Here is a 19,222-nt window from a genome sequence, read left to right as displayed (position 1 = left end):
GGACGCACCCAGCGGTATCCCTAAACTTTCCGCAACACGAGGCCGCGGCTCGGTACCGTGCCGGCCTCTCCCGGCATCGAGACGTAAGGGCTCGTCTCTTCCAGACGCGAAACGATCCGCCTGGCTTCGAGCTCGGTGATCCCCACGGCAAAGCCTCCTTCCCACAGCGTGTTCTTGACGGTCAGCACAAGTACCCCGCCCGGCCGGCAGATGCGGATCAACTCGTCGAGTCCCTCAATCCCAACATGGCCGGACGTGAACACGCCCGCCGATACGATGCCGGCATAGGTCGCGTCCGCGAATGGCAAGGGACCGCCGAGGGCAAGGCGATGGAGCGCGGCGTACGCGCCCTTGCGCGCCGCTTGAGCCAGCATGCCTTCCGAAATATCGAGCGCTTCGACATGGGGATAGCCCATGATGGCGAGCCACTCTCCGATCAGTCCGGTTCCCGCCCCTGCATCGAGCAGCGGCCCCGCGCCGCGCGGCAGATGGCGTGCCACCAACGCGAGGCAGATCGTGGGGTGCCTATAGCCGGCAACGGCCATTTCGGAATCGTAGGTTTCGGCCCAGCGGTTATAGAGTTCAGCGAGCTCCTCCGGCCGCTTCGCCGCATAGACTTGGCCGAGCGCTCCGCTGTGTTTCTCTTCGGTCATCTCACTTCCGCTGGTTGAATCTGCCTCAGCGGATGATAGCCAAATGGTCAAATTTGTGGAACCGTCCGAACGGAACATCAGAGGGGAGACCATGATCGAGGAAGAGGATGTCCGTGGGATCTTGGCTACCATTCCGCCACTGCTTGGCTACGCCGGACCTTTGGAACGGCTGGGCGGGCTGACAAACCGTGTTTATCGCGCCGGCGACGTATGTCTGCGTATCCCCGGCAAAGGCACCGAGGAATACATCGATCGAGCGAATGAAGCGGTCGCCGCACGCGAAGCAGCGACCGCCGGCGTCAGCCCGGAAGTCCTGCATTTCGACGAAGCCACGGGCGTGATGGCGACGCGATTCATCGATGGCGCCGAAACCATGTCTCCGGAGAAGTTCAAGTCGATCGAGGGTTCCCCCAGACGTGCGGGCGAGATCTTCCGCCGTCTGCATGGGTCGGGAGCCCGGTTCCCGTTCCGCTTCGAACTGTTCGCCATGATCGACGACTATCTCAAGGTCCTTTCGACCAAGGATGTCGACTTGCCCAAAGGCTATCACGACGTGGTGAGAGAGGCCGATGGGATACGCTCGGCGCTCGCGGCGCACCCCCTTCCTCTGGTGGCCTGCCATTGCGATCCGCTCTGCGAGAACTTCCTCGACAAGGGTGATCGCATGTGGCTGGTCGACTGGGAATATTCGGGCATGAACGACCCGATGTGGGATCTCGGGGATCTCTCGGTGGAGGCGAAGTTCGACGACGAACAGGACGAGGAGATGATACGCGCCTATTTCGGCAGGGAGCCGCGGCCGGGGGAAAGGGGCCGCATCGTCATTTATAAAGCCATGTGCGACCTTCTGTGGACGCTGTGGGGCCTCATTCAGCTCGCCAATGCCAATCCGGCCGACGATTTCCGCGCCTATGCCGATGGCCGTTTCGCCCGCTGCAGTGCGTTGATGGAGACCGCCGATTTTCCTCGCCATGTCGAAGCCGTACGGCGGAACTAATCGCTGTCGGCTGCTGAAGACGCAGTGGCTGGAGTGAGGCGGGTGATCCCTTGTCCCAACAGGCCCAAACGCCGTGACAGCATACGGACGAGCATGCCGGCCAATACTCCCCTTTGCCGGGCCAGCACCTCTGCGATCGATTTGTCTGCAAATGAATCGGTCAGTCGTATACGAGCTTTCCACACAACCTGGATGTTGTTATCCTTCGGTCGCTGACAGAGCATGCTCAAGGTTCGTTCAATTGTTATGATCCGGTGTTTAGCCGGGTGCTTGAAGTTCCATATGGTCTAGGCACACGATCGATTGCGGGAGAGGGATACCCGACATGCTGAAGAAATTCATCCTTGCGATACTGGCGCTTAACTTATCGATCGCGCCCGCTTTCGCTCATCTTAATCCTGCCGAGCACGGCTCTCTGCTTGCCGGCATCTCGCATCCGCTGTTCGGCCTCGACCACATACTCGCTATGGTGGCCGTCGGACTGTGGGCAGCGCTACTCGCGGCCCAAGCCAAGCAGGAATCCGCGCTATGGCTGGTTCCCCTCGCTTTCGTCGGCACCATGGTGATCGGTTTCGCCGCTGCGCTTTTCAACTTGCCGCTTCCGTTCGTCGAACCGGTGATCCTGGCATCGGTGGTGGCCATCGGCTTGCTGGCAGCCATTGCCCTGCGTGTGCCAACCTGGGCCGGTATGGTGATCGTCGCTTTCTTCGCTTTTTTCCATGGCCACGCTCATGGCGGCGAACTGGGCGCGGCTGGCGCGATCACTTTCGGAATCGGCTTTGCGCTGTCGACTGCGATGCTCCACGCCGGCGGCATCGGACTCGGGCTGCAGCTTGGACGTATCTTCGGAGGGGAGCGGGGGCGTTTGATCACCCGGTTCGTCGGCGGCATGGCAGCCGTAAGCGGGCTGTGGTTGGCGCTCGGCGCCTGAGAAAACTCGGACGGCAAGACTGCGCCAAGCTGACTTGTCGTCCACCGTTCAAGAAGTGGCAGCAGAGCCCCGCCGTACAGAACGCAACCGCATCGATGCATCGATGGGTTCTCCCTCGGCTTAGGCCGTGCAGCCTGTCAAATCTGGCCTGCTCTCTCATGCTGCTAGCATTGTGCCAGGACCCGTCATGACGCCCTGTTCACGATCCATCGGCTTCGATGAAACCGCCTCCGCGAAATCCAGGACGTTTCCGACACAAAGACATGATTGGGACGCCTATGTTTGCAAGGATATTGGCTTCAAGCCGTTACATGATGGTATTGCCTGTGATCGGCTCCTTGATCGCCTCATTAGCTTTGATTGTCTATGAGATCGCCGTGATGGCGGCCGCTATCATCGACACTGCTAGAAAAGCGGAATTTACTCCGACAGCCGCCAAGATCTATGCCGTAGGTGTGGTTGAGAGCGTCGATGTTTTTCTCATAGCGATCGCCGTATGGATCATCGGCATCGGCCTATATGCGCTGTTTGTCGACGAAACTGTAGAGCGGCCGCGCTGGTTAAAGCTTGCGGACTTAGAAGACCTGAAGGCCCACCTCGTCAGCGTTGTCATAGCGGTTCTTGCGGTCCTCTTCCTGCGTGAAGCGGTAGCTTGGGACGGCTCAAGAGATATTCTTGGATTTGGGCTCGCCGTCGCAGCCACCATTGCCGCCCTCGCCTTGTTTCTGAGGGCAAAGAATGAAGGCCAGGCCCCATGAAACCGTCACCCAACTCTGAGAAGTTCCGCGTCGCCACCAACGGGTGTGGTCGATAGCCTAAGGTATGTTCCCCGAAAATAGGAAGCGGTTTCAGGAAAAAGACATGCGCACAATCAAAGAATCTAAAGCACGTCGCCTGAATCGTTTTTCACGCGAGGTGCTGCACATTAATCGCAAGATCTTGAATAAATGAGTGTTAATTTGAGAGCGTAACGGTTTGTCGAAGTAAATTTCCGTACTTTTCGTGACGCGCCTTCGCCGCAGTTCATCGAGGATGACAGATCATGGGATTGCTTGGAATATTGATCGCGCTGGCACTCTTGATGTGGCTGGCATATCGTGGATGGAGTGTCCTACTCTTGTCCCCGGCAGCGGCGCTCCTCGCTGCGCTCATATCAGGCGAACCTCTGTTACCTCATTGGACTGCCACCTTCATGGGTGGAACGTCACGTTTTGTCGCGCAGTGGTTTCCGCTGTTCCTGCTTGGCGGCATTTTCGGGAAGCTGATGGATGACACCGGCTCCATCACTTCAATCGCCCGGTTTTTGACCGAACGGCTGGGAACCCGCCGAACGATGCTATCGGTGGTGCTAGCGTCGGCGGTTGTGACCTATGGTGGCGTCAGCGTATTCGTGGCGTTTTTCGTTCTGGTGCCGATGGCACGCGAAATGTTCAAGGCTGCGAACATCCCCGCGCGGCTGATGCCGGCGGCAATCGGACTGGGAGCCTTCACATTCACGATGTCGGCCATGCCTGGCACTCCTTCCACCAACAACGCGATCCCGATGCCATACTTCGGAACGACAACCTTTGCTGCTCCTGGCTTGGGTATCATTGCCTCGATAATCACGCTGGCTTTCGGACTGTGGTGGCTCCAACGCGCGGAGGCGAAGGCCCGGGCGGCTGGCGAAACATATGTGAGCGATAACGATACGGACGATGCGGGCGCCGTCACTGAAAAGCTCCGTGAACAGGCGACGCTAACCGGCGATTTCGACCCGGCGGAGCTGCATCACGGCAAGCGCAGCGACAACAATCCGCCGTTCATCTTCGCCGCCATGCCGCTCGTTACCGTTATCATCGTCAATTTCCTGATGGCGCTCGTCATTCTGCCCCGGATCGACTTTTCCTTCCTGGACAGCGAATCGTGGGGCATCAATGTCAGTTCGTCGATCGGCGTCTGGGCCGTTCTGATCGCGCTCGCCGCCGCGATCCTCGTCGTCATCGGCCTCAACTTCAAGCGTCTTGGCAGCCTCCGGGAAAGCCTGGATGCGGGAGCGAATTCGTCGGTACTTCCAATTCTGACCGTGGCAAGCCTCGTGGGTTTCGGCGCGGTGGTGGCCGCCCTACCCGCATTCGCTCTCGTCCGCGACGCAGTTCTGGAAATTCCAGGGGGCCCGCTTGTGTCCCTCGTCGTCGCCATGAACACGCTGGCCGCCCTTACCGGCACAGCGTCCGGCGGGATGGCGATCGCTCTCAATGCATTGGGAAGCGAGTATATGCGCATGGCCGCGGAATACGGCATCGATCCGGAATTGATGCACCGTTTGACCACAATCAGCGCGGGCACGCTCGATGCTCTACCGCACAATGGGACAGTCTTGCTCTTACTGCAAATCAGCAAGCTGACCCATGCGGAAAGTTATTTCGATATGGTCATGACAGTGATCGTCGGCGTGATCATCTCACTTGTGGCGGTTTTCATACTAGGTTCCATGTTCGGATCGTTCTAACGGCTTAGGGTTTCCAGATACCGTCGGCGATTGTCTTCGGGCGTGGTGGCCTCCGCCGGCGGCACCGGGATGAGTGCCTTGAAGCCATATTGGCCGATCAACATGAACCACGTCACGATGACGAAAGTCGACGTCAGGACCGGCATGCCGATCGGCGCCAGAAAGATCGCGACGGAGGCCCAGAGCCATGTCGTCACGACAATGCCGAAAAGCGTATAGACGAAGCTTCGGACTGTCAGGACGAGGAAGAAGCCGCCCAGAGCGATGGCTGTCAGAGCCGCGTTGTAGCCAAACAGGCCATCCCGGATCGCGCCTTCCGGCGCACCGAAGATGACGGCAACAAGGGCGGCGACAGATGCCCCGACCAGCGCCATGCCGGCGCTGATGCGCGAATTGACGGCAATGCCGAGCACGATGAGGTAGCCGCTGATCCAGTTGTCCTGGAAGAAGATCTGGCCGATGGCGTTGCCGATGCCCATGTACCATGTCGGCAGGGCATAGGCGACGTCGTAGGCATACTGATCGGGCGAGACGGGCTTGGCCAGCGGACCGGCCTCGATACTGTCGAATTTCAACACCGCGAACAGGAACAGCCATCCGACCAGAACGAAGGGCATCGTCAGCGCCGCCACTTTGTGCGGGCCCAAGAGGGTCGCGATGGTTGAAAACACCATGCTGGTCAGAGCCGCAGCGAAGACGATATAGACGATCATGTAGATCGATGGCACAGCTCCGGAGCGGAAGTCCGCGCTGGTGAAGGCAACGAGCGCGAGTGCGACCAGCGCGCCATTGAAGCCGAACAATCCATCGCGGATCAGCCCCTTGTCGGCCTTCAGAGCGATTGCCGTTACTGTACCCACCACGGCGCCCAGGATGCAAATCGAGCCGTAGATCAGCGAATTGTAGAATAAAGCACCCAGAATGATCAGGCCCGAGATCGGATTGTTCTGGAAGACGACCTGACCGACGCCGCGCAGCACCCAGTCGAAGAAGCCGAGGGTGGGATGATCCCGAAATCGATTCTGGTCCAAGGCTCCTCTCCTCGAACTTAATGTCATCGAGCCACAAACAGCAGGGAGGACTCACCCATGTCTCGCTTCACGTATTCCCGTCAGAACAGGAAATAGCGCTGCGCCATCGGCAGGACCTTGGCCGGCTCGCAGGTTATGATCTGGCCGTCGACACGCACCTCGAAATTCTGCGGGTCTACTTCGATGTTCGGTGTCAGATGGTTATGGATCATGTCCTTCTTGCGGATCGTTCGGGTGCCTCGAACGGCTACCAGCGCCTTTTCGAGCCGCAGCTTGTCGCCGATCCCGTCGTCGAGCGCGGCCTTCGAGACAAATGTCACGCCGGTGGATTTCCGCGCACGGCCCATGACGCCGTACATCGGCCGATAATGAACCGGCTGCGGCGTCGAAATCGAAGCGTTGGGATCGCCCATTGGCGCCATCGCAATCATGCCGCCAAGCAGGACGAGTGACGGTTTCACCCCGAAGAAAGCCGGGCTCCAAAGAACGAGGTCGGCCCGCTTACCCATCTCGATAGACCCAATCTCATGGGCGAAGCCGTGCGTGATGGCGGGGTTGATGGTGTATTTCGCGACATAGCGCTTGGCACGGAAATTGTCGTTGCGTTCACTGTCTTCCGGAAGCGGTCCGCGCTGGACCTTCATTTTGTGCGCCGTCTGCCAGCAGCGCAGCGTGGTCTCGCCGATGCGTCCCATCGCCTGCGAGTCCGACGACATGATGCTCAATGCGCCCAGGTCATGCAGGATATCCTCGGCGGCGATGGTCTCCTTCCGGATGCGGCTTTCGGCGAAGGCGACATCCTCCGGGATCGACGGCGAGAGGTGGTGGCATACCATGAGCATGTCGAGATGCTCGTCGATCGTGTTGACGGTATAGGGCCGCGTCGGATTGGTCGAGGACGGCAGGATATTCTCCTGGCCGCATGCCGTGATGATGTCCGGGGCATGGCCCCCACCCGCGCCTTCGGTGTGAAAGCTATGGATCGCCCGGCCTTTCATTGCCGCAAAACTGTCCTTCACGAAGCCGCTCTCGTTGAGCGTGTCCGTGTGGAGGGCGACCTGGATGTCTTCAAGGTCGGCGACAGTCAGGCAATTGTCGATCGCGGCAGGCGTGGTGCCCCAATCCTCATGCAACTTGAGGCCGACGACGCCGGCGCGTATCTGCTCGTGCAGCGGTTGCGGCAGACTGGCGTTGCCCTTGCCCAGGAGCCCTACATTGATTGGAAGGTCCTCCAATGCCTCGAGCATACGATGGATATTCCAGGGACCGGGCGTGACGGTCGTTGCCAGCGTTCCGACCGAAGGACCGGTTCCACCTCCGACCAGTGTCGTCGTTCCGCTCGCCAAGGCCTCTTCGGCCTGCTGCGGACAGATGAAGTGAATATGCGTGTCGATGGCACCGGCGGTGACGATCTTCCCCTCGCCTGCGATCACGTCCGTCCCCGGGCCGATGACGATATCGACGTTGGGCTGGATATCGGGATTTCCGGATTTGCCGATTCCGGCGATGCGGCCGTTCTTGATGCCGACATCGGCCTTCACGATGCCCCAGTGGTCGAGAATGACGACGTTGGTGATCACCAGGTCGACGACCTCGGCGGCGAGGCGCTGGCTTTGTCCCATTCCGTCGCGGATAACCTTGCCGCCACCGAAGCTGACTTCGTCGCCATAAGTCGTGCGATCATCTTCGATCTCGATCAGCAGTTCGGTATCCGCCAGTCGAATCCTGTCGCCTTTGGTGGGGCCGTAGAGATCAGCGTATGTCTTGCGCGTGATTGTCGCCATGTCTCAGTTCCCCAATTTGCCCATGACCTTCGCAACGAAGCCGTAAACGACGCGCTCCCCGGCGAGGGCGACAAGCTCCACGGTGCGCTGCTGGCCCGGCTCGAAGCGCACGGCCGTACCGGCCGGAATGTTGAGTCGGAAGCCCTTCGTCTGCTCGCGATCGAAGACCAGTGCCTCGTTGGTTTCAAAGAAGTGATAATGAGAGCCAACCTGTATCGGCCGGTCGCCGGAATTAGCCACGGCGATTTCCCGCTTGTCGCGGCCGGCATTCAGCTCGATATCGCCGTCTTCAAGGATGAACTCACCCGGGATCATGTCAGCCTCCTCACGGTATCGGATTGTGGACGGTCACCAGCTTGGTGCCGTCGGGAAAGGTCGCTTCCACCTGGACATCGTGGATCATTTCCGGGACGCCTTCCATCACGTCGGCGCGCGTAAGCAACGTTGCCCCGAATGACATGAGTTCGGCGACGCTTTTGCCGTCTCGTGCGCCTTCCAGTATGGCCCCGGAGATGTAGGCCACCGCTTCCGGATAGTTCAGCTTCAGGCCGCGCTGCTTGCGCCGCTCGGCCAGCAGAGCTGCCGTGAAAAGCAGAAGCTTGTCCTTCTCGCGTGGCGATAGTTCCATGGCGGGGATCCCTCTCTCAAACGAAGATCATGTCGCCCATATTCGGGGCGTGGAGGCTGGCTTCGACTGAAGCGCCGTCCGCAGCACGGCCCATGCGCGGGTGAAAAGCATCTTTCCCTGTTCGGCATGCGGGCCGAGGTAACGGCACACGACGACATCGTCGAGCTGGCTGACCGAAAAGAGACAGCCGCTTGTTTCTCCCGCAGCCTGGCGCACCAGTTCCGATAACCCCTCCGTCAACGGCCCGGCATAAACCATGGTGCCGAACACCGGATGCCCGGCCAGTGCGTAGGATGCGTCCTGGAGAGGTGAACCGCCCGGCAATTGAAACCGCTCGAACCATATCGGCCTGCCGTTCCGCCAGATCTCGACGCTCTGGGTAATTTTCCCGGAACGGAAGCGTTCGTTCGCCGCGGGTCGGCCGAGGCAGACAAGGTCCCAGCCAAGGTAAGCTCCTGTGTCGGCGATGGTGACCCGGGTGCTGATTTCGGTGCTCGCCCCGTCGAAGATGATGGCTTCCTGCGGAAGATACTCGCAAACCGCCCGCGGCCCGATATCGATGACGCTGTGCTGCATTCCCCTGTCGGCAACGCTTCTGTAGAACTTGGTTGCTCCGGGCGTCGTCAGCACGACGCGCGCGTCTTCAGCCAATTGAAATTCGAACTGCAGGCTGTCTCCTCCCGCGACTCCCCCGGGCGGATGCAAGAGGTAGACATGGCAGGTCCCGTCACTTTCCGGATGGAACGGCCGCTGCACGACCAGCGGCCCAAGATGACGCCTATGTGTGAGCCGGGTTAACGCTCCGGCGACCTCGAACCTTAAATCCAGTTCGGCCCGCCACCGACGTTCCGAAGTGCCGTGGAAGGACAGCGACGTCATCGCCGTTCGTCCACGACACATTGCCGGGGCCTCGTAAAAGCCGGCGCCTGCATGAGCAGTCGGTCTCCGTCAGGTCGTTGGGCGGCCGGGAACGGCCACAGCTTTGACGAGTGCCAGACTATACTTGACGCTGTGGGGAAGCAAGACAGGAGGGCCGGCGCCTGACCAGTCCTGGCATTCCGGCAGTGGGCGGCCTCAAGAACGGAAAAGCCGGCTGTATTGATCCTCGTGCCAGGCACTGGCGATAGCGACACCGATGGCGGTGTTGCCGATCTCGTCGTCTCGCAGGAATTCGGCTCGTCGGGCGCCGCGTTCGATCACTTCCACGGCATTCACCAGGATTCTCTGGCCCGCCGTCTGACCAAGCGGAACCAGCCGAACGGCTGCTGAAACCTGCCCTTCGGTCACCGCCCACATCAGTCCCTCGAGAGCCTGCGACGGAGCGATGCGCCAATGATGTGCGGCAATCGCGAAGGCGGTGGGATAACAGAGCGCGCGGCCCACATAGCGCCCTGCAGTAGCGGGCGCGAGATCGGCGAGCAGGCGAAGCAAGGCATCGCCCATCAGACGGTCCTCGGCCTGGATCTCACGGCTTTCGCGGCTCGCCCTGAGCCACGCGTCGCGGCGTAGGAGATTCTCGTCGTCGCCGGCGGCGAGTGCCGCCATCATGCGCAGGAATATCGGCGCGTCGAGCGCTGCGAAAGTGTTTTCGAGCGTGCCGAGGATCCACTCCTGGGCGGCCGCTTCGGTTGTCACCCAGCCGTGCCGAACCGCGGCTTCGAGGCCGCGCGAATAGGAAAAGCCGCCAACCGGCAGGCTTGGGCTCACAAGGCGAAGCAGGTGAAGCGATGGGATCGGATCGGCCAAGCCTTGTTTGTCCATAAATTGTCTGCCCGGGGAAGCGTCTTGCCTCATGCATGTCCGCTTGATCCACAACAGTCAACCGGCAGCATTGCATTGAGCGGCCACAACTATATGGCGCCCGTGCTCTTGGAAGATCCACCGGGCTGGCTATAGTCGGTTCCAATCCATGGGCCCATACCCCGAACGACCTTGAAGGAGCCTGCAATGCTTCGCGTCGTATCCCATCACCATGCCGGCCACTCCTCCGGCTCGCCCTTCGATGTCGTCGTGCTGGCACATGACGAAAGGCACCTGCGCCGCAAAGTTCTGGCGCTGCGAAACGGCCTGGATGTTCTGGTCGATCTGCCCGAAGCGATAGCCTTCCATCACGGCGACTTGCTGGTGCTGGAGGACGGCCGCTCGGTGGAGATCATTGCTGCGAAGGAGCAGCTCTACGAGATCAGCGGACAGAACGGTTTACATCTCATGCAATTGGCATGGCATCTCGGAAACCGCCATTTACCGGCACAGATCGAAGAAACCCGCATCGTCATCTTGCGCGACCATGTCATCAAGTCGATGCTGGAAGGGTTGGGCGCGAAGGTGAGCGAGATCGTCGAACCGTTCCAGCCGGTGCGCGGCGCCTATCACGGCACACACTCGCATGGTCATGGCCAAGGCGGACACAGCCATGATGATGGCCACCATCATCACGATCATTCCCACCAGCCAAGTCATCATCACGACTGACAGGAGTTCGCCATGACATCACCCAACGGACCGCTTCGCGTCGGTATCGGAGGGCCGGTCGGCTCCGGCAAGACCACAGTCACCGAAATGCTGTGCAAGGCCATGCGGGACCGCTATTCGGTCGCGGTCGTCACAAACGACATCTACACCAAGGAAGACGCGCTTATTCTCAACCGGCTCCAAGCGCTGCCCGAAGACCGCATCATCGGCGTCGAGACCGGCGGCTGTCCCCATACCGCTATCCGGGAGGACGCGACGATCAATCTGCAGGCAATCAGCGAAATGACCAGGCGCCATCCCGATCTCGACATCGTCTTCATCGAGTCGGGCGGAGACAACCTGGCAGCGACATTCTCGCCCGATCTCGCCGACTTGACCATCTATGTGATTTCAGTCTGCCAAGGTGAGAAGATCCCGCGCAAAGGTGGGCCAGGGATCACGCGATCCGATCTGCTGATCATCAACAAGGCAGATTTGGCACCGTATGTCGGAGCCGATCTCGACGTCATGGATCGTGACACCAAAGCTCAGCGCAACGACAAGCCATACGTATTCACCGACATGCTACGGCAGCGGGGCCTGGACGAGATCATCGGCTTCATCGAACGAGCCGGCGGCCTGGTGGTGCGTTGACAGCTAACCATCGATCGCCTTGCGACACTTCAGCACTCGTCAATGGCGCCTTGCCACAAGCCGAAAATATCGCTCCGAAAAGTATCGAGACTTAAAGCGTGTCGCTGGCAATCGGCTTCGGGTGCCACGCTTTAGGGCTTTGTTTTTGCCGCATTCTCGCGACGCCGACCGAATCCGGTCGGCTGCGAAATGCTCTAAAGCATGCCGTTTCGCGTCCAAATGCCGATAGCGGACGCTCGCCAAGCCCAAACAATGCCATGATTCCCGAATGAGTGTGCCCCGCACATTGGGGGTAAGTCTCAAGTCATGCAGGTGAAAAAACTGAAGGACGCCGATCGGCGCTGGCTGATCAAGGCGGGAAGCGCATCGCTGGTGCTGTCGCTGACGGCTTGTCAGTCGGTGCAGGACGTCGGAGAGATGGCAGCCGACGGCAAGACCGGCGAGGACTATCTCGCCACGATCCGTTCCGAACACGGCCTGCCACCGCTTCATTCCGATCCAATGCTGGAAAAGGCCGCTCTCCAGCAGGCGGCCTATATGGCCCAAAGTGGACGCATGGATCACACGACCGGCTGGGGCAAGGATTTCGCCACTCGCATGAGAGCTAACGGCATTGGCGGAGCGGCGGCGGAAAATATTGCCTATGGCGGGATGGCACCAGATGAATTGTTCACCCGCTGGATGAACTCCCCGGGCCATCGCAGGAACATGCTCGACCCCCGCTTCTCGCGCTTCGGTCTCGCCTATGCGCGCGAAGCCAAAGATACCCGCCGCCGCTACTGGGCGTTGGTTCTCGGCAGATAACCGGGTGCCCTACCGACCCTTCTCGGCCGCTCGATCGGCGACGTTTGCCCGGTTCAGATAGTAGTAGCGGCTATAGGGATAGTAGGGTCGGCCCCAATAGTCATACAGGTTGGCTCGCGCATTGGCGCTGCGGTCGAGATCGATGCGCTGCATGCATTCGGCAAAGGCGTCGTTGCGCTTCGCGAAGCCGTAGGAGCGGCATTTCGCTTCGTCGGCGGCGCGTTGTTCCTCGGCGGTCATGCAGCCGCTGACCAACGCCGTTATCGCGCCAAGGAGGAAGACTTTGCGCCACATCACCCGAATCTCCCGGCAATAAACCTGACTGCAACTGTAGAGTTTATTGCGGCGAAGGGAAGCCCCGGGCATCGTTCGAGGCGTTCCGTCCACGCCACTGGATGTGAACGACGGTACAAGCCTCGCTCATCCCGCCTTTGGAGCGACAGCGTGCATAGAAGCCAATCGATCTTTATGTCGGCACTTGGTGCCGCCGCGCGACGCTCGACGGCCTACCATCCAGCGACAGGCGCGTTTGTTGCTTCGTCTTTTCGGCCACGACCTTGCCCTTGGCGATGACGCAGAGGCGTTCGGCGCGGAGCCGGATGGCCTCGATCGGATTTCCCGCATCGAGGATGACCAGGCTCGCCCTCTTGCCCACAGCCAGTCCATGGTCGTCGAGCCCCATGATCGCGGCGTTGACGTTGGTGACCATGTCGAAACATTTTTCCATGTCGGCGGGGCTCGACATCTGTGCGACGTGCAGTCCCATGAAGGCGACGTCGAGCATGTCGGCCGTCCCGAGGGAATACCAGGGATCAAGCACGCAATCCTGACCCCAGCCCACGCGGATGCCGTGGCGCAGCATTTCCGGAACGCGGGTCAGCCCGCGCCGCTTCGGATAGGTGTCGTGGCGTCCCTGCAGCATGATGTTGATCAGCGGGTTGGCAATCGCCGAGACCTGGGCCTCCGCCATCAACGGCAGGAGCTTCGAGACGTAATAATTGTCCATGGAATGCATGGAAGTGAGATGCGATCCCGCCACCCTGCCCTGTAGTCCGAGGCGCTGCGTCTCGTAGGCAAGTTGTTCGATATGACGCGAATGCGGATCGTCCGTCTCGTCGCAATGCATGTCGACCATGAGGCCGCGGTCTGCGGCGATCTCGCAAAGCTCGGTGACGGAGCGCCGGCCGTCTTCCATTGTGCGTTCGAAATGCGGGATGCCGCCGACGACATCGACGCCCATATCGAGCGCTCGTATCGTGTTCTCCCGCGCCGTCGGGAAGCGATAGAGGCCATCCTGGGGGAAAGCGACGAGTTGGAGATCGAGATAGGGCGCGACCTCCTTCTTTATCTCGAGCAGCGCCTCGACGGCGAGCAGCCGGTCGTCGCAGACGTCGACATGGGTGCGGATGGCGAGCAAGCCCATCGACACGGCCCAGTCGCAATAGTCGAGTGCGCGCTGCCGCACCGCTTCATGCGTGAGGAGGGGCTTCAATTCGCCCCACAGCGCAATGCCTTCCAACAGGGTACCAGACTTGTTGATGCGGGGCAGCCCGAGGGAAAGCGTAGCGTCCATGTGGAAATGCGGGTCGACGAAGGGCGGCGAAACGAGATCGCCGGCCGCGTCGATTACCCGGCCCGCGTCGGCATCGATCCTGGGTTCGATCGCCGCGATCCTGTCTCCCTTGATGCCGATATCCGCGGCTCGGCCATCCGGCAGCGTGCCGCCCCTGAGGAGAATGTCGAAGCTCATCTTTCGCCTTTCTGGTAGGGGGTCATCAGCGCTTTCGGATAGGTAGCGCGGCGCGCCACCAGGATCAGCGCCAGGATCGACAGCGCGTAGGGCATCATCAGGAAGACCTGATAGGGCACGACGCCGCCAGATAGCTGCTGCAGCCTGATCTGATAGGCATCGAAGGCCGCGAACAGAATGGCGCCGAGCAGCGCCTTGCCCGGACGCCACGAACCGAAGACGACCAGCGCGATGCAGATCCAGCCGCGGCCGTTGATCATCTCGAAGAAGAAGGAGTTGAAGGCCGACATGGTCAGGAACGCACCGCCGACCGCCATCAACGCGCTTCCTGTCACGACCGCGCCAATGCGCATGCCGGTGACACTGATGCCTTGCGCCTCGACAGCGGCCGGATTCTCGCCCACCGCTCGAATCGCCAGGCCGAGCGGTGTGCGATAGAGCGCCCAGGCCACCACGCCCACAGTGACGAAGGCCAGATAGGTCAGTGGTGTCTGCGAGAACAAGGCCTCGCCGAGCACCGGGATGTTCGAGAGGCCCGGAATCGGCCAGGGCTGGAACGGCTCGATCTTCGGCGGCGACGTAACTTCCGGCAGCGCCAGCCGATAGGTGAAATAGGTGAGGCTTGTCGCAAGCAGCGTGATGCCGATGCCGACCACATGCTGGGACAGGCCCAGCGGCACGGTGAGCGTGGCGTGGAGCAGGCCGAACATGCCGCCTGCCAGCGCCGCGACGAGCACGCCTGTCCACAGATCTCCGCCCGAATAGACGGTGAACCAGCCGGCGAAGGCGCCCACGGTCATGATGCCTTCGATGCCGAGATTGAGGACGCCTGCGCGCTCGCAGATCAGCTCGCCCATCGTGGCAAAGATCAGCGGTGACGCGATGCGGATCGCGGCGACCCAGAAGGATGCGGTGAAGAGTATCTCGAGCGCGTCCATCTAGAGGTGCTCCGCGCTTGGGCGCCAGGCTTCTTCTCGACGGCTCTTGCATGCGGGCCAGTCCCCCTCACCCGGCCTCCGCTTCGCTCGGCCGACCTCTCCCCAAGGGGAGAGGAAATCTGCAACGTTTGCGATTCCTGGACCACCAGCTTGGCGCCGGCGGAGAAAACCTCCTCTCCCCTTGGGGAGAGGTCGGCCGAGCGAAGCGGAGGCCGGGTGAGGGGGAGCTTGACGCTCCGAGCGGTAGAAATTCGAAAGCAAGGACATCATTTCCACCTCACCCGGAAACGCGTGAGCAGGATGGCCGTCACCATCGTGAGGAGTGCGGTCGCGGTCATGACGTCGGCGATGTAGCTCGGCACGCCGGCCGACCGGCTCATCGCGTCGGCACCGACGAAGATACCGGCGACGAAGATGGCGGAAACCACCACACCCAGCGGATTGAGCATGGCGAGCATGGCGACAACGATACCGGAATAGCCGTAGCCGGGTGACAGATCGAGGGTGAGATTGCCCTTCAACCCCGCGACCTCGGAAAAGCCGGCGAGGGCCGCGAGCCCACCCGAGAGCAGGGCCGTCTTGGCAAGCACGGCATCGACGGGAATGCCGGCGAAACGCGCCGCCTCGCGGTTGTGGCCCACAGCGCGCATTTCGTAGCCCAAAGCCGTCTTCTTCATTACCAACCAGACTGCCAGGGCAGAAAAAAGGGCGAGGACGAAGCCATAATGCAGGCGCTTGCCCCGAATGATGCGCGGCAGTTGTGCATCGGCGATGACCTTGGGTGATTGCGGCCAGCCCAGCCCCATCGGATCCTTGAGCGGTCCCTCGAGCAGCATGGAGACGAAGAGCAGCACGATGAAATTGAGAAGCAATGTCGTGACCACCTCGTCGACGCCGAAGCGCGTCTTGAGGACCGCTGGCCCGAGCAGAAGCAGCGCCCCGACCGCCATCGCGGAAATGGCGATCGCAGGCAGAAGCAGGACCGAAGGCAAGGGCAGCGCCCCGGTACCAAGGACCACGGTGACCACGGCGCCGATATAGAGTTGGGCCTCGGCTCCGATGTTCCAGAGCTTCGCCCGGAAAGCCACCGCTACGGCCAGACCGGTGAAGATCAGCGGCGTCGCGCGGGTCAGCATCTCGAGTGCCGCGAACTGTGACCCGGCGGCGCCTTTCAGCACGAGGTAGAAGACCGAGAATGGGGACGCACCCGCGGCGAGCACCAGCAACGCCGTGATGACCAGCGTTGCGGCGATGGCACCGAGCGGGAAGAGCAGAAGGACGGCCAGCGAGGGCGCGAGTTTGGGTTCAAGCCGCACGATGAGCGACCTCCGCATGCCCGGCCATCAGCTCTCCCAACTCCCGGATCGAACGCTCGCCGCGGGCCGAGGGCATAGACAGCCTGCCTTTCGACATTACGACGACGCGATCGGAAAGCGCCAGGATCTCCTCTAGGTCTTCCGAGATCAAAAGGATGGCCGCACCACGCTCCCGCGCCTCCAGCAACTTGCGATGGACATAGGCGACGGCTCCAACGTCGAGACCGCGCGTCGGCTGATTTGCGAGGATGATCGAGGGCTCGGCATCGAGCACCCGGCCGAGGATCAGCTTCTGCATGTTGCCGCCGGAAAGCAGCCTTATGCGCGTTTCGGGCGAGGGACATTTCACGTCGTAGTCGCGAATGACGGCGGTCGCGAAGTCTCGCGCGGCGCTCCAATCGACAAAACCGCGCCGGCTGAAGCGGGACGAACGGTATCGCTCCGAAATCACATTCTCGGTGACGCTCATGTCGCCGATCGTGCCGACGGCGTGGCGGTCCTCGGGAATGCGCCCAATTCCGCCGTCGAGCGCGATGCGAGGAGACCAGCCGCGAACCGCCGCTCCGGCGAGGACGATCTCGCCGGCCGAAGGCATTGCGGTCCCGGCGATCACGCCCGCGAGCGCGGACTGGCCGTTGCCGGAGACACCGGCCAGACCGGTAATCTCGCCACCACGGAGGGTCAGGGACACGCCTTCGAGCCTTGACCCCGTGCCGCCGGGCTGCGTGGAAACGTCCCTCAACTCGAGCAGGGGCGGGCCAAGACGCAGCGGACTCACGGGCGGCGAGACGACTTCCTGGCCAACCATCAGGGCAGCCAGTTCCGCGCGGCTGACGCCGGCCGTCGGCCGCTCTCCCGCAAGCTTGCCTCCGCGCAGCACGAGAACGCGGTCGCTTACGGCCATGACCTCGTTCAGCTTGTGCGAGATGAAGATGATCGACAGGCCCTTGGCGACGAGGAGCTTGAGCGTGCGGAACAGCGCCTCGGTCTCCCCCGGCGTGAGAACGGCGGTCGGTTCGTCGAGGATGAGGATCCGAGCGTCGCGGTAGAGAGCCTTCAATATCTCGACGCGCTGCCGTTCGCCGACGGATAGGGAGGCGACGACGGCCGAAGGCTCCACGGTCAGGCCAAAATCGGCGGAGAGCTTGCGGATGCGCTCACGCGCCACCGCACGGTCGAGGCGCGGCCGCCAGAGCGCCTCGGTGCCGAGCGCGATGTTCTCCATGACGGTCATGTTGTCGGCCAGGGTGAAATGCTGGTGGACCATACCAACGCCGGCCGACAGAGCCGCTTTGGGGTCGCCTGGCGGCAGATGCCTGCCGAAGACTTCGACCGTTCCCTCGTCGGCTACATAGTGGCCGAAGAGAATGTTCATCAGCGTCGTCTTGCCTGCGCCGTTCTCGCCGAGAAGCGCGATCACCTCGCCTCCGCCCAGCTCGAACGAAATGGCGTCATTGGCAACCAGAGGCCCGAATCGTTTGGTGATGCCGGTCAGGCGCAGGACCGGTTCACTGTTCTGGCTGCTCGATCTCGGCTGGACCATCAAGGCACTTCCATCGCGGCGCGTTCCCAGTGAGGCAGCCGCGAGACATCGACAAGGGGTGGAATAACTTCCACCCCTTACTGTGCTCTACGTCTCCCATCAAGACAGTGGGAACGGCTAACTCGACTTCGGCTCGGCGTCGTTGATCTCGACGACGAAGGAGCCGTCCTTGATGGCCTTTTCCTTCTCGGCCACCTTGGCCTTGACCTCGTCGGGCACCTTGGACTCGAAGGTTCCGAGCGGCGCCAGAGAGCAGCCGCCGTTCTTCATGAAGGAATAGACGCCGTAATCTTCGGCCTTGAAGGTGCCGGCCTTGACCTCGGCGACGGCCTTGTCGAGCGTCGGCTCGAAATGCCAGAGCGCCGACGCGACAACTGTGTCGGGGTAGTCGGCCTGCGTATCGATCACGTTGCCGATCGCCAGAACACCCTTTTCCTTGGCCGCGTCGGAGACGCCGAAGCGCTCGGCATAGAGGAGGTCGGCGCCGCCGTCGATCTGGGCGAAAGCCGTCTCCTTGGCCTTGGGCGGATCGAACCAGGAGCCGATGAAGGAGACCTGGAACTTCGCGTCGGGCGCGCTTTCCTTCACGCCGGCCATGAAGGCATTCATCAGCCGGTTGACCTCGGGGATCGGATAACCCCCGACCATGCCGATATTCTTCGATTTGGTCATGGCGCCGGCAATGATGCCGGAGAGGTAGGAGGCATCCTGGATATAATTGTCGAACACCGCAAAATTGGGCAGCGCGTCGTCCGGCTTGAAGCTGGAGCCCGCGAGAAAGGCAATGTCAGGATAATCCTGCGCGACGCTGCGGGCAGCATCTTCGACGCCGAACACCTCGCCGATGATCAGCTTGTGGCCGGCCTCGCAATATTCCCGCATCACGCGTTCATAGTCGTTGTTGGAGGTGTTCTCCGAATAGACATACTCGATATCGCCACGTTCCTTGGCTGCGGTTGCGGCCTTGTGCAGGCGGCTGACCCACTGCTGTTCGACCGGAACGGTGTAGACGGCCGCAACCTTGATAGGATCGGCGGCAAAACCCCTGGATGGGAAGGCCCCCAGCGCGGCAAGCGCCGTGCCGGCGCCGGCCGCCTTGAGCAACGAACGGCGAGAAAGGAAGGAGTGGGCAGCTTGGAGTGCCATGGTGTTCGACCTCTGGTTCATGAGTTCTTCCGTTGATCCCACCGCTATTATTTGATTCGACGTTAGGCGAAATCCCGAACAGCGGCAATCAACACATCGCCCCGT

The 19,222-nt window shown here is 61.3% G+C and carries 20 protein-coding genes; 7 read left to right on the top strand and 13 right to left on the bottom strand.

The genetic code is table 11. The annotated features are described in order from the left end of the window. Positions 1-20 precede the first annotated feature (20 nt). The gene (locus ACCO56_RS01130) at positions 21-653 is read right to left on the bottom strand and encodes a class I SAM-dependent DNA methyltransferase (protein ID WP_433636820.1); all 633 of its coding nucleotides are present in this window, start codon (positions 651-653) and stop codon (positions 21-23) included. 91 nt (positions 654-744) lie between these two features. Here ACCO56_RS01130 and ACCO56_RS01125 point away from each other — a divergent pair, with 91 nt between their 5' ends. From ACCO56_RS01125 to ACCO56_RS01110, 4 genes are all read left to right on the top strand, one after another. After that, on the top strand, positions 745-1,650 hold the full coding sequence (locus ACCO56_RS01125) for a phosphotransferase (protein WP_433638281.1): 906 nt from the start codon (positions 745-747) through the stop codon (positions 1,648-1,650). Between the two features lie 325 nt (positions 1,651-1,975). Beyond that, entirely contained in the window at positions 1,976-2,581 is a 606-nt protein-coding gene (locus ACCO56_RS01120) for a HupE/UreJ family protein (RefSeq protein ID WP_433636818.1), read from the top strand. A 218-nt stretch (positions 2,582-2,799) separates the two neighbouring features. Further along, positions 2,800-3,339 carry a YqhA family protein gene (locus ACCO56_RS01115; protein ID WP_433636816.1) on the top strand — a complete coding sequence of 180 codons (540 nt, stop codon included), beginning with the start codon at positions 2,800-2,802 and terminating at the stop codon, positions 3,337-3,339. 284 nt (positions 3,340-3,623) lie between these two features. Then, complete coding sequence (locus tag ACCO56_RS01110) at positions 3,624-5,072, top strand: GntP family permease (RefSeq protein WP_433636814.1); 1,449 nt, start codon at positions 3,624-3,626, stop codon at positions 5,070-5,072. Here the strand turns inward: ACCO56_RS01110 and ACCO56_RS01105 are convergent. From ACCO56_RS01105 to ACCO56_RS01080, 6 genes are all read right to left on the bottom strand, one after another. Next, positions 5,069-6,103, bottom strand: a complete 1,035-nt coding sequence (locus tag ACCO56_RS01105) for an urea transporter (RefSeq protein WP_433636812.1) — start codon at positions 6,101-6,103, stop codon at positions 5,069-5,071. The two genes, ACCO56_RS01110 and ACCO56_RS01105, sit on opposite strands and share 4 nt — an antisense overlap. A gap of 80 nt (positions 6,104-6,183) precedes the next feature. Further along, positions 6,184-7,887 (bottom strand): urease subunit alpha, encoded by a 1,704-nt coding sequence (ureC, locus tag ACCO56_RS01100; RefSeq protein WP_433636810.1) that lies wholly within the window; start codon positions 7,885-7,887, stop codon positions 6,184-6,186. Positions 7,888-7,890: 3 nt separating this feature from the next. Continuing rightward, on the bottom strand, positions 7,891-8,202 hold the full coding sequence (locus tag ACCO56_RS01095; RefSeq protein WP_433636808.1) for an urease subunit beta: 312 nt from the start codon (positions 8,200-8,202) through the stop codon (positions 7,891-7,893). A gap of 10 nt (positions 8,203-8,212) precedes the next feature. Further along, the gene (ureA, locus tag ACCO56_RS01090) at positions 8,213-8,515 is read right to left on the bottom strand and encodes an urease subunit gamma (RefSeq protein ID WP_433636806.1); all 303 of its coding nucleotides are present in this window, start codon (positions 8,513-8,515) and stop codon (positions 8,213-8,215) included. A 27-nt stretch (positions 8,516-8,542) separates the two neighbouring features. Next, complete coding sequence (locus tag ACCO56_RS01085; protein ID WP_433636804.1) at positions 8,543-9,394, bottom strand: urease accessory protein UreD; 852 nt, start codon at positions 9,392-9,394, stop codon at positions 8,543-8,545. Between the two features lie 195 nt (positions 9,395-9,589). Then, positions 9,590-10,276 (bottom strand): urease accessory protein UreF, encoded by a 687-nt coding sequence (locus ACCO56_RS01080; RefSeq protein ID WP_433636802.1) that lies wholly within the window; start codon positions 10,274-10,276, stop codon positions 9,590-9,592. Positions 10,277-10,462: 186 nt separating this feature from the next. On the opposite strand from ACCO56_RS01080, the gene ACCO56_RS01075 reads away from it, so the two are divergent. From ACCO56_RS01075 to ACCO56_RS01065, 3 genes are all read left to right on the top strand, one after another. Further along, positions 10,463-10,987, top strand: coding sequence for an urease accessory protein UreE (locus tag ACCO56_RS01075; protein WP_433636800.1), 525 nt, complete (start codon positions 10,463-10,465; stop codon positions 10,985-10,987). A 12-nt stretch (positions 10,988-10,999) separates the two neighbouring features. Next, positions 11,000-11,620: an urease accessory protein UreG gene (ureG, locus tag ACCO56_RS01070; RefSeq protein ID WP_433636798.1), complete on the top strand. Its 621-nt coding sequence runs from the start codon at positions 11,000-11,002 to the stop codon at positions 11,618-11,620. 306 nt (positions 11,621-11,926) lie between these two features. Then, entirely contained in the window at positions 11,927-12,424 is a 498-nt protein-coding gene (locus ACCO56_RS01065) for a CAP domain-containing protein (RefSeq protein ID WP_433636796.1), read from the top strand. A gap of 9 nt (positions 12,425-12,433) precedes the next feature. On the opposite strand, the gene ACCO56_RS01060 is transcribed toward ACCO56_RS01065, so the two are convergent. The 6 genes from ACCO56_RS01060 to ACCO56_RS01035 all read right to left on the bottom strand — a co-directional run bounded on the left by ACCO56_RS01060 (position 12,434) and on the right by ACCO56_RS01035 (position 19,138). Beyond that, on the bottom strand, positions 12,434-12,718 hold the full coding sequence (locus ACCO56_RS01060) for a hypothetical protein (protein WP_433638279.1): 285 nt from the start codon (positions 12,716-12,718) through the stop codon (positions 12,434-12,436). 172 nt (positions 12,719-12,890) lie between these two features. Next, a complete protein-coding gene (locus tag ACCO56_RS01055) occupies positions 12,891-14,174 on the bottom strand; it encodes an amidohydrolase family protein (protein WP_433636794.1) in 1,284 nt (427 codons plus the stop codon). Beyond that, the gene (locus tag ACCO56_RS01050; protein WP_433636792.1) at positions 14,171-15,112 is read right to left on the bottom strand and encodes an ABC transporter permease; all 942 of its coding nucleotides are present in this window, start codon (positions 15,110-15,112) and stop codon (positions 14,171-14,173) included. The genes ACCO56_RS01055 and ACCO56_RS01050 overlap by 4 nt, the downstream gene beginning before the upstream one ends. A gap of 266 nt (positions 15,113-15,378) precedes the next feature. Continuing rightward, entirely contained in the window at positions 15,379-16,428 is a 1,050-nt protein-coding gene (locus ACCO56_RS01045; RefSeq protein ID WP_433636790.1) for an ABC transporter permease, read from the bottom strand. After that, positions 16,418-17,971 (bottom strand): ABC transporter ATP-binding protein, encoded by a 1,554-nt coding sequence (locus ACCO56_RS01040; protein WP_433636788.1) that lies wholly within the window; start codon positions 17,969-17,971, stop codon positions 16,418-16,420. The genes ACCO56_RS01045 and ACCO56_RS01040 overlap by 11 nt, the downstream gene beginning before the upstream one ends. Before the next feature lie 117 nt (positions 17,972-18,088). Next, positions 18,089-19,138 (bottom strand): BMP family protein, encoded by a 1,050-nt coding sequence (locus ACCO56_RS01035; protein ID WP_433636785.1) that lies wholly within the window; start codon positions 19,136-19,138, stop codon positions 18,089-18,091. Positions 19,139-19,222: the final 84 nt, after the last annotated feature.

Source organism: Mesorhizobium sp. 1B3 (genome assembly GCF_050958605.1).
In the GTDB taxonomy this organism is placed as follows: Bacteria; Pseudomonadota; Alphaproteobacteria; order Rhizobiales; family Rhizobiaceae.
The sequence above is the reverse complement of the archived record's forward strand: the minus strand, read 5'-3'. Positions and strand labels throughout refer to the sequence as shown.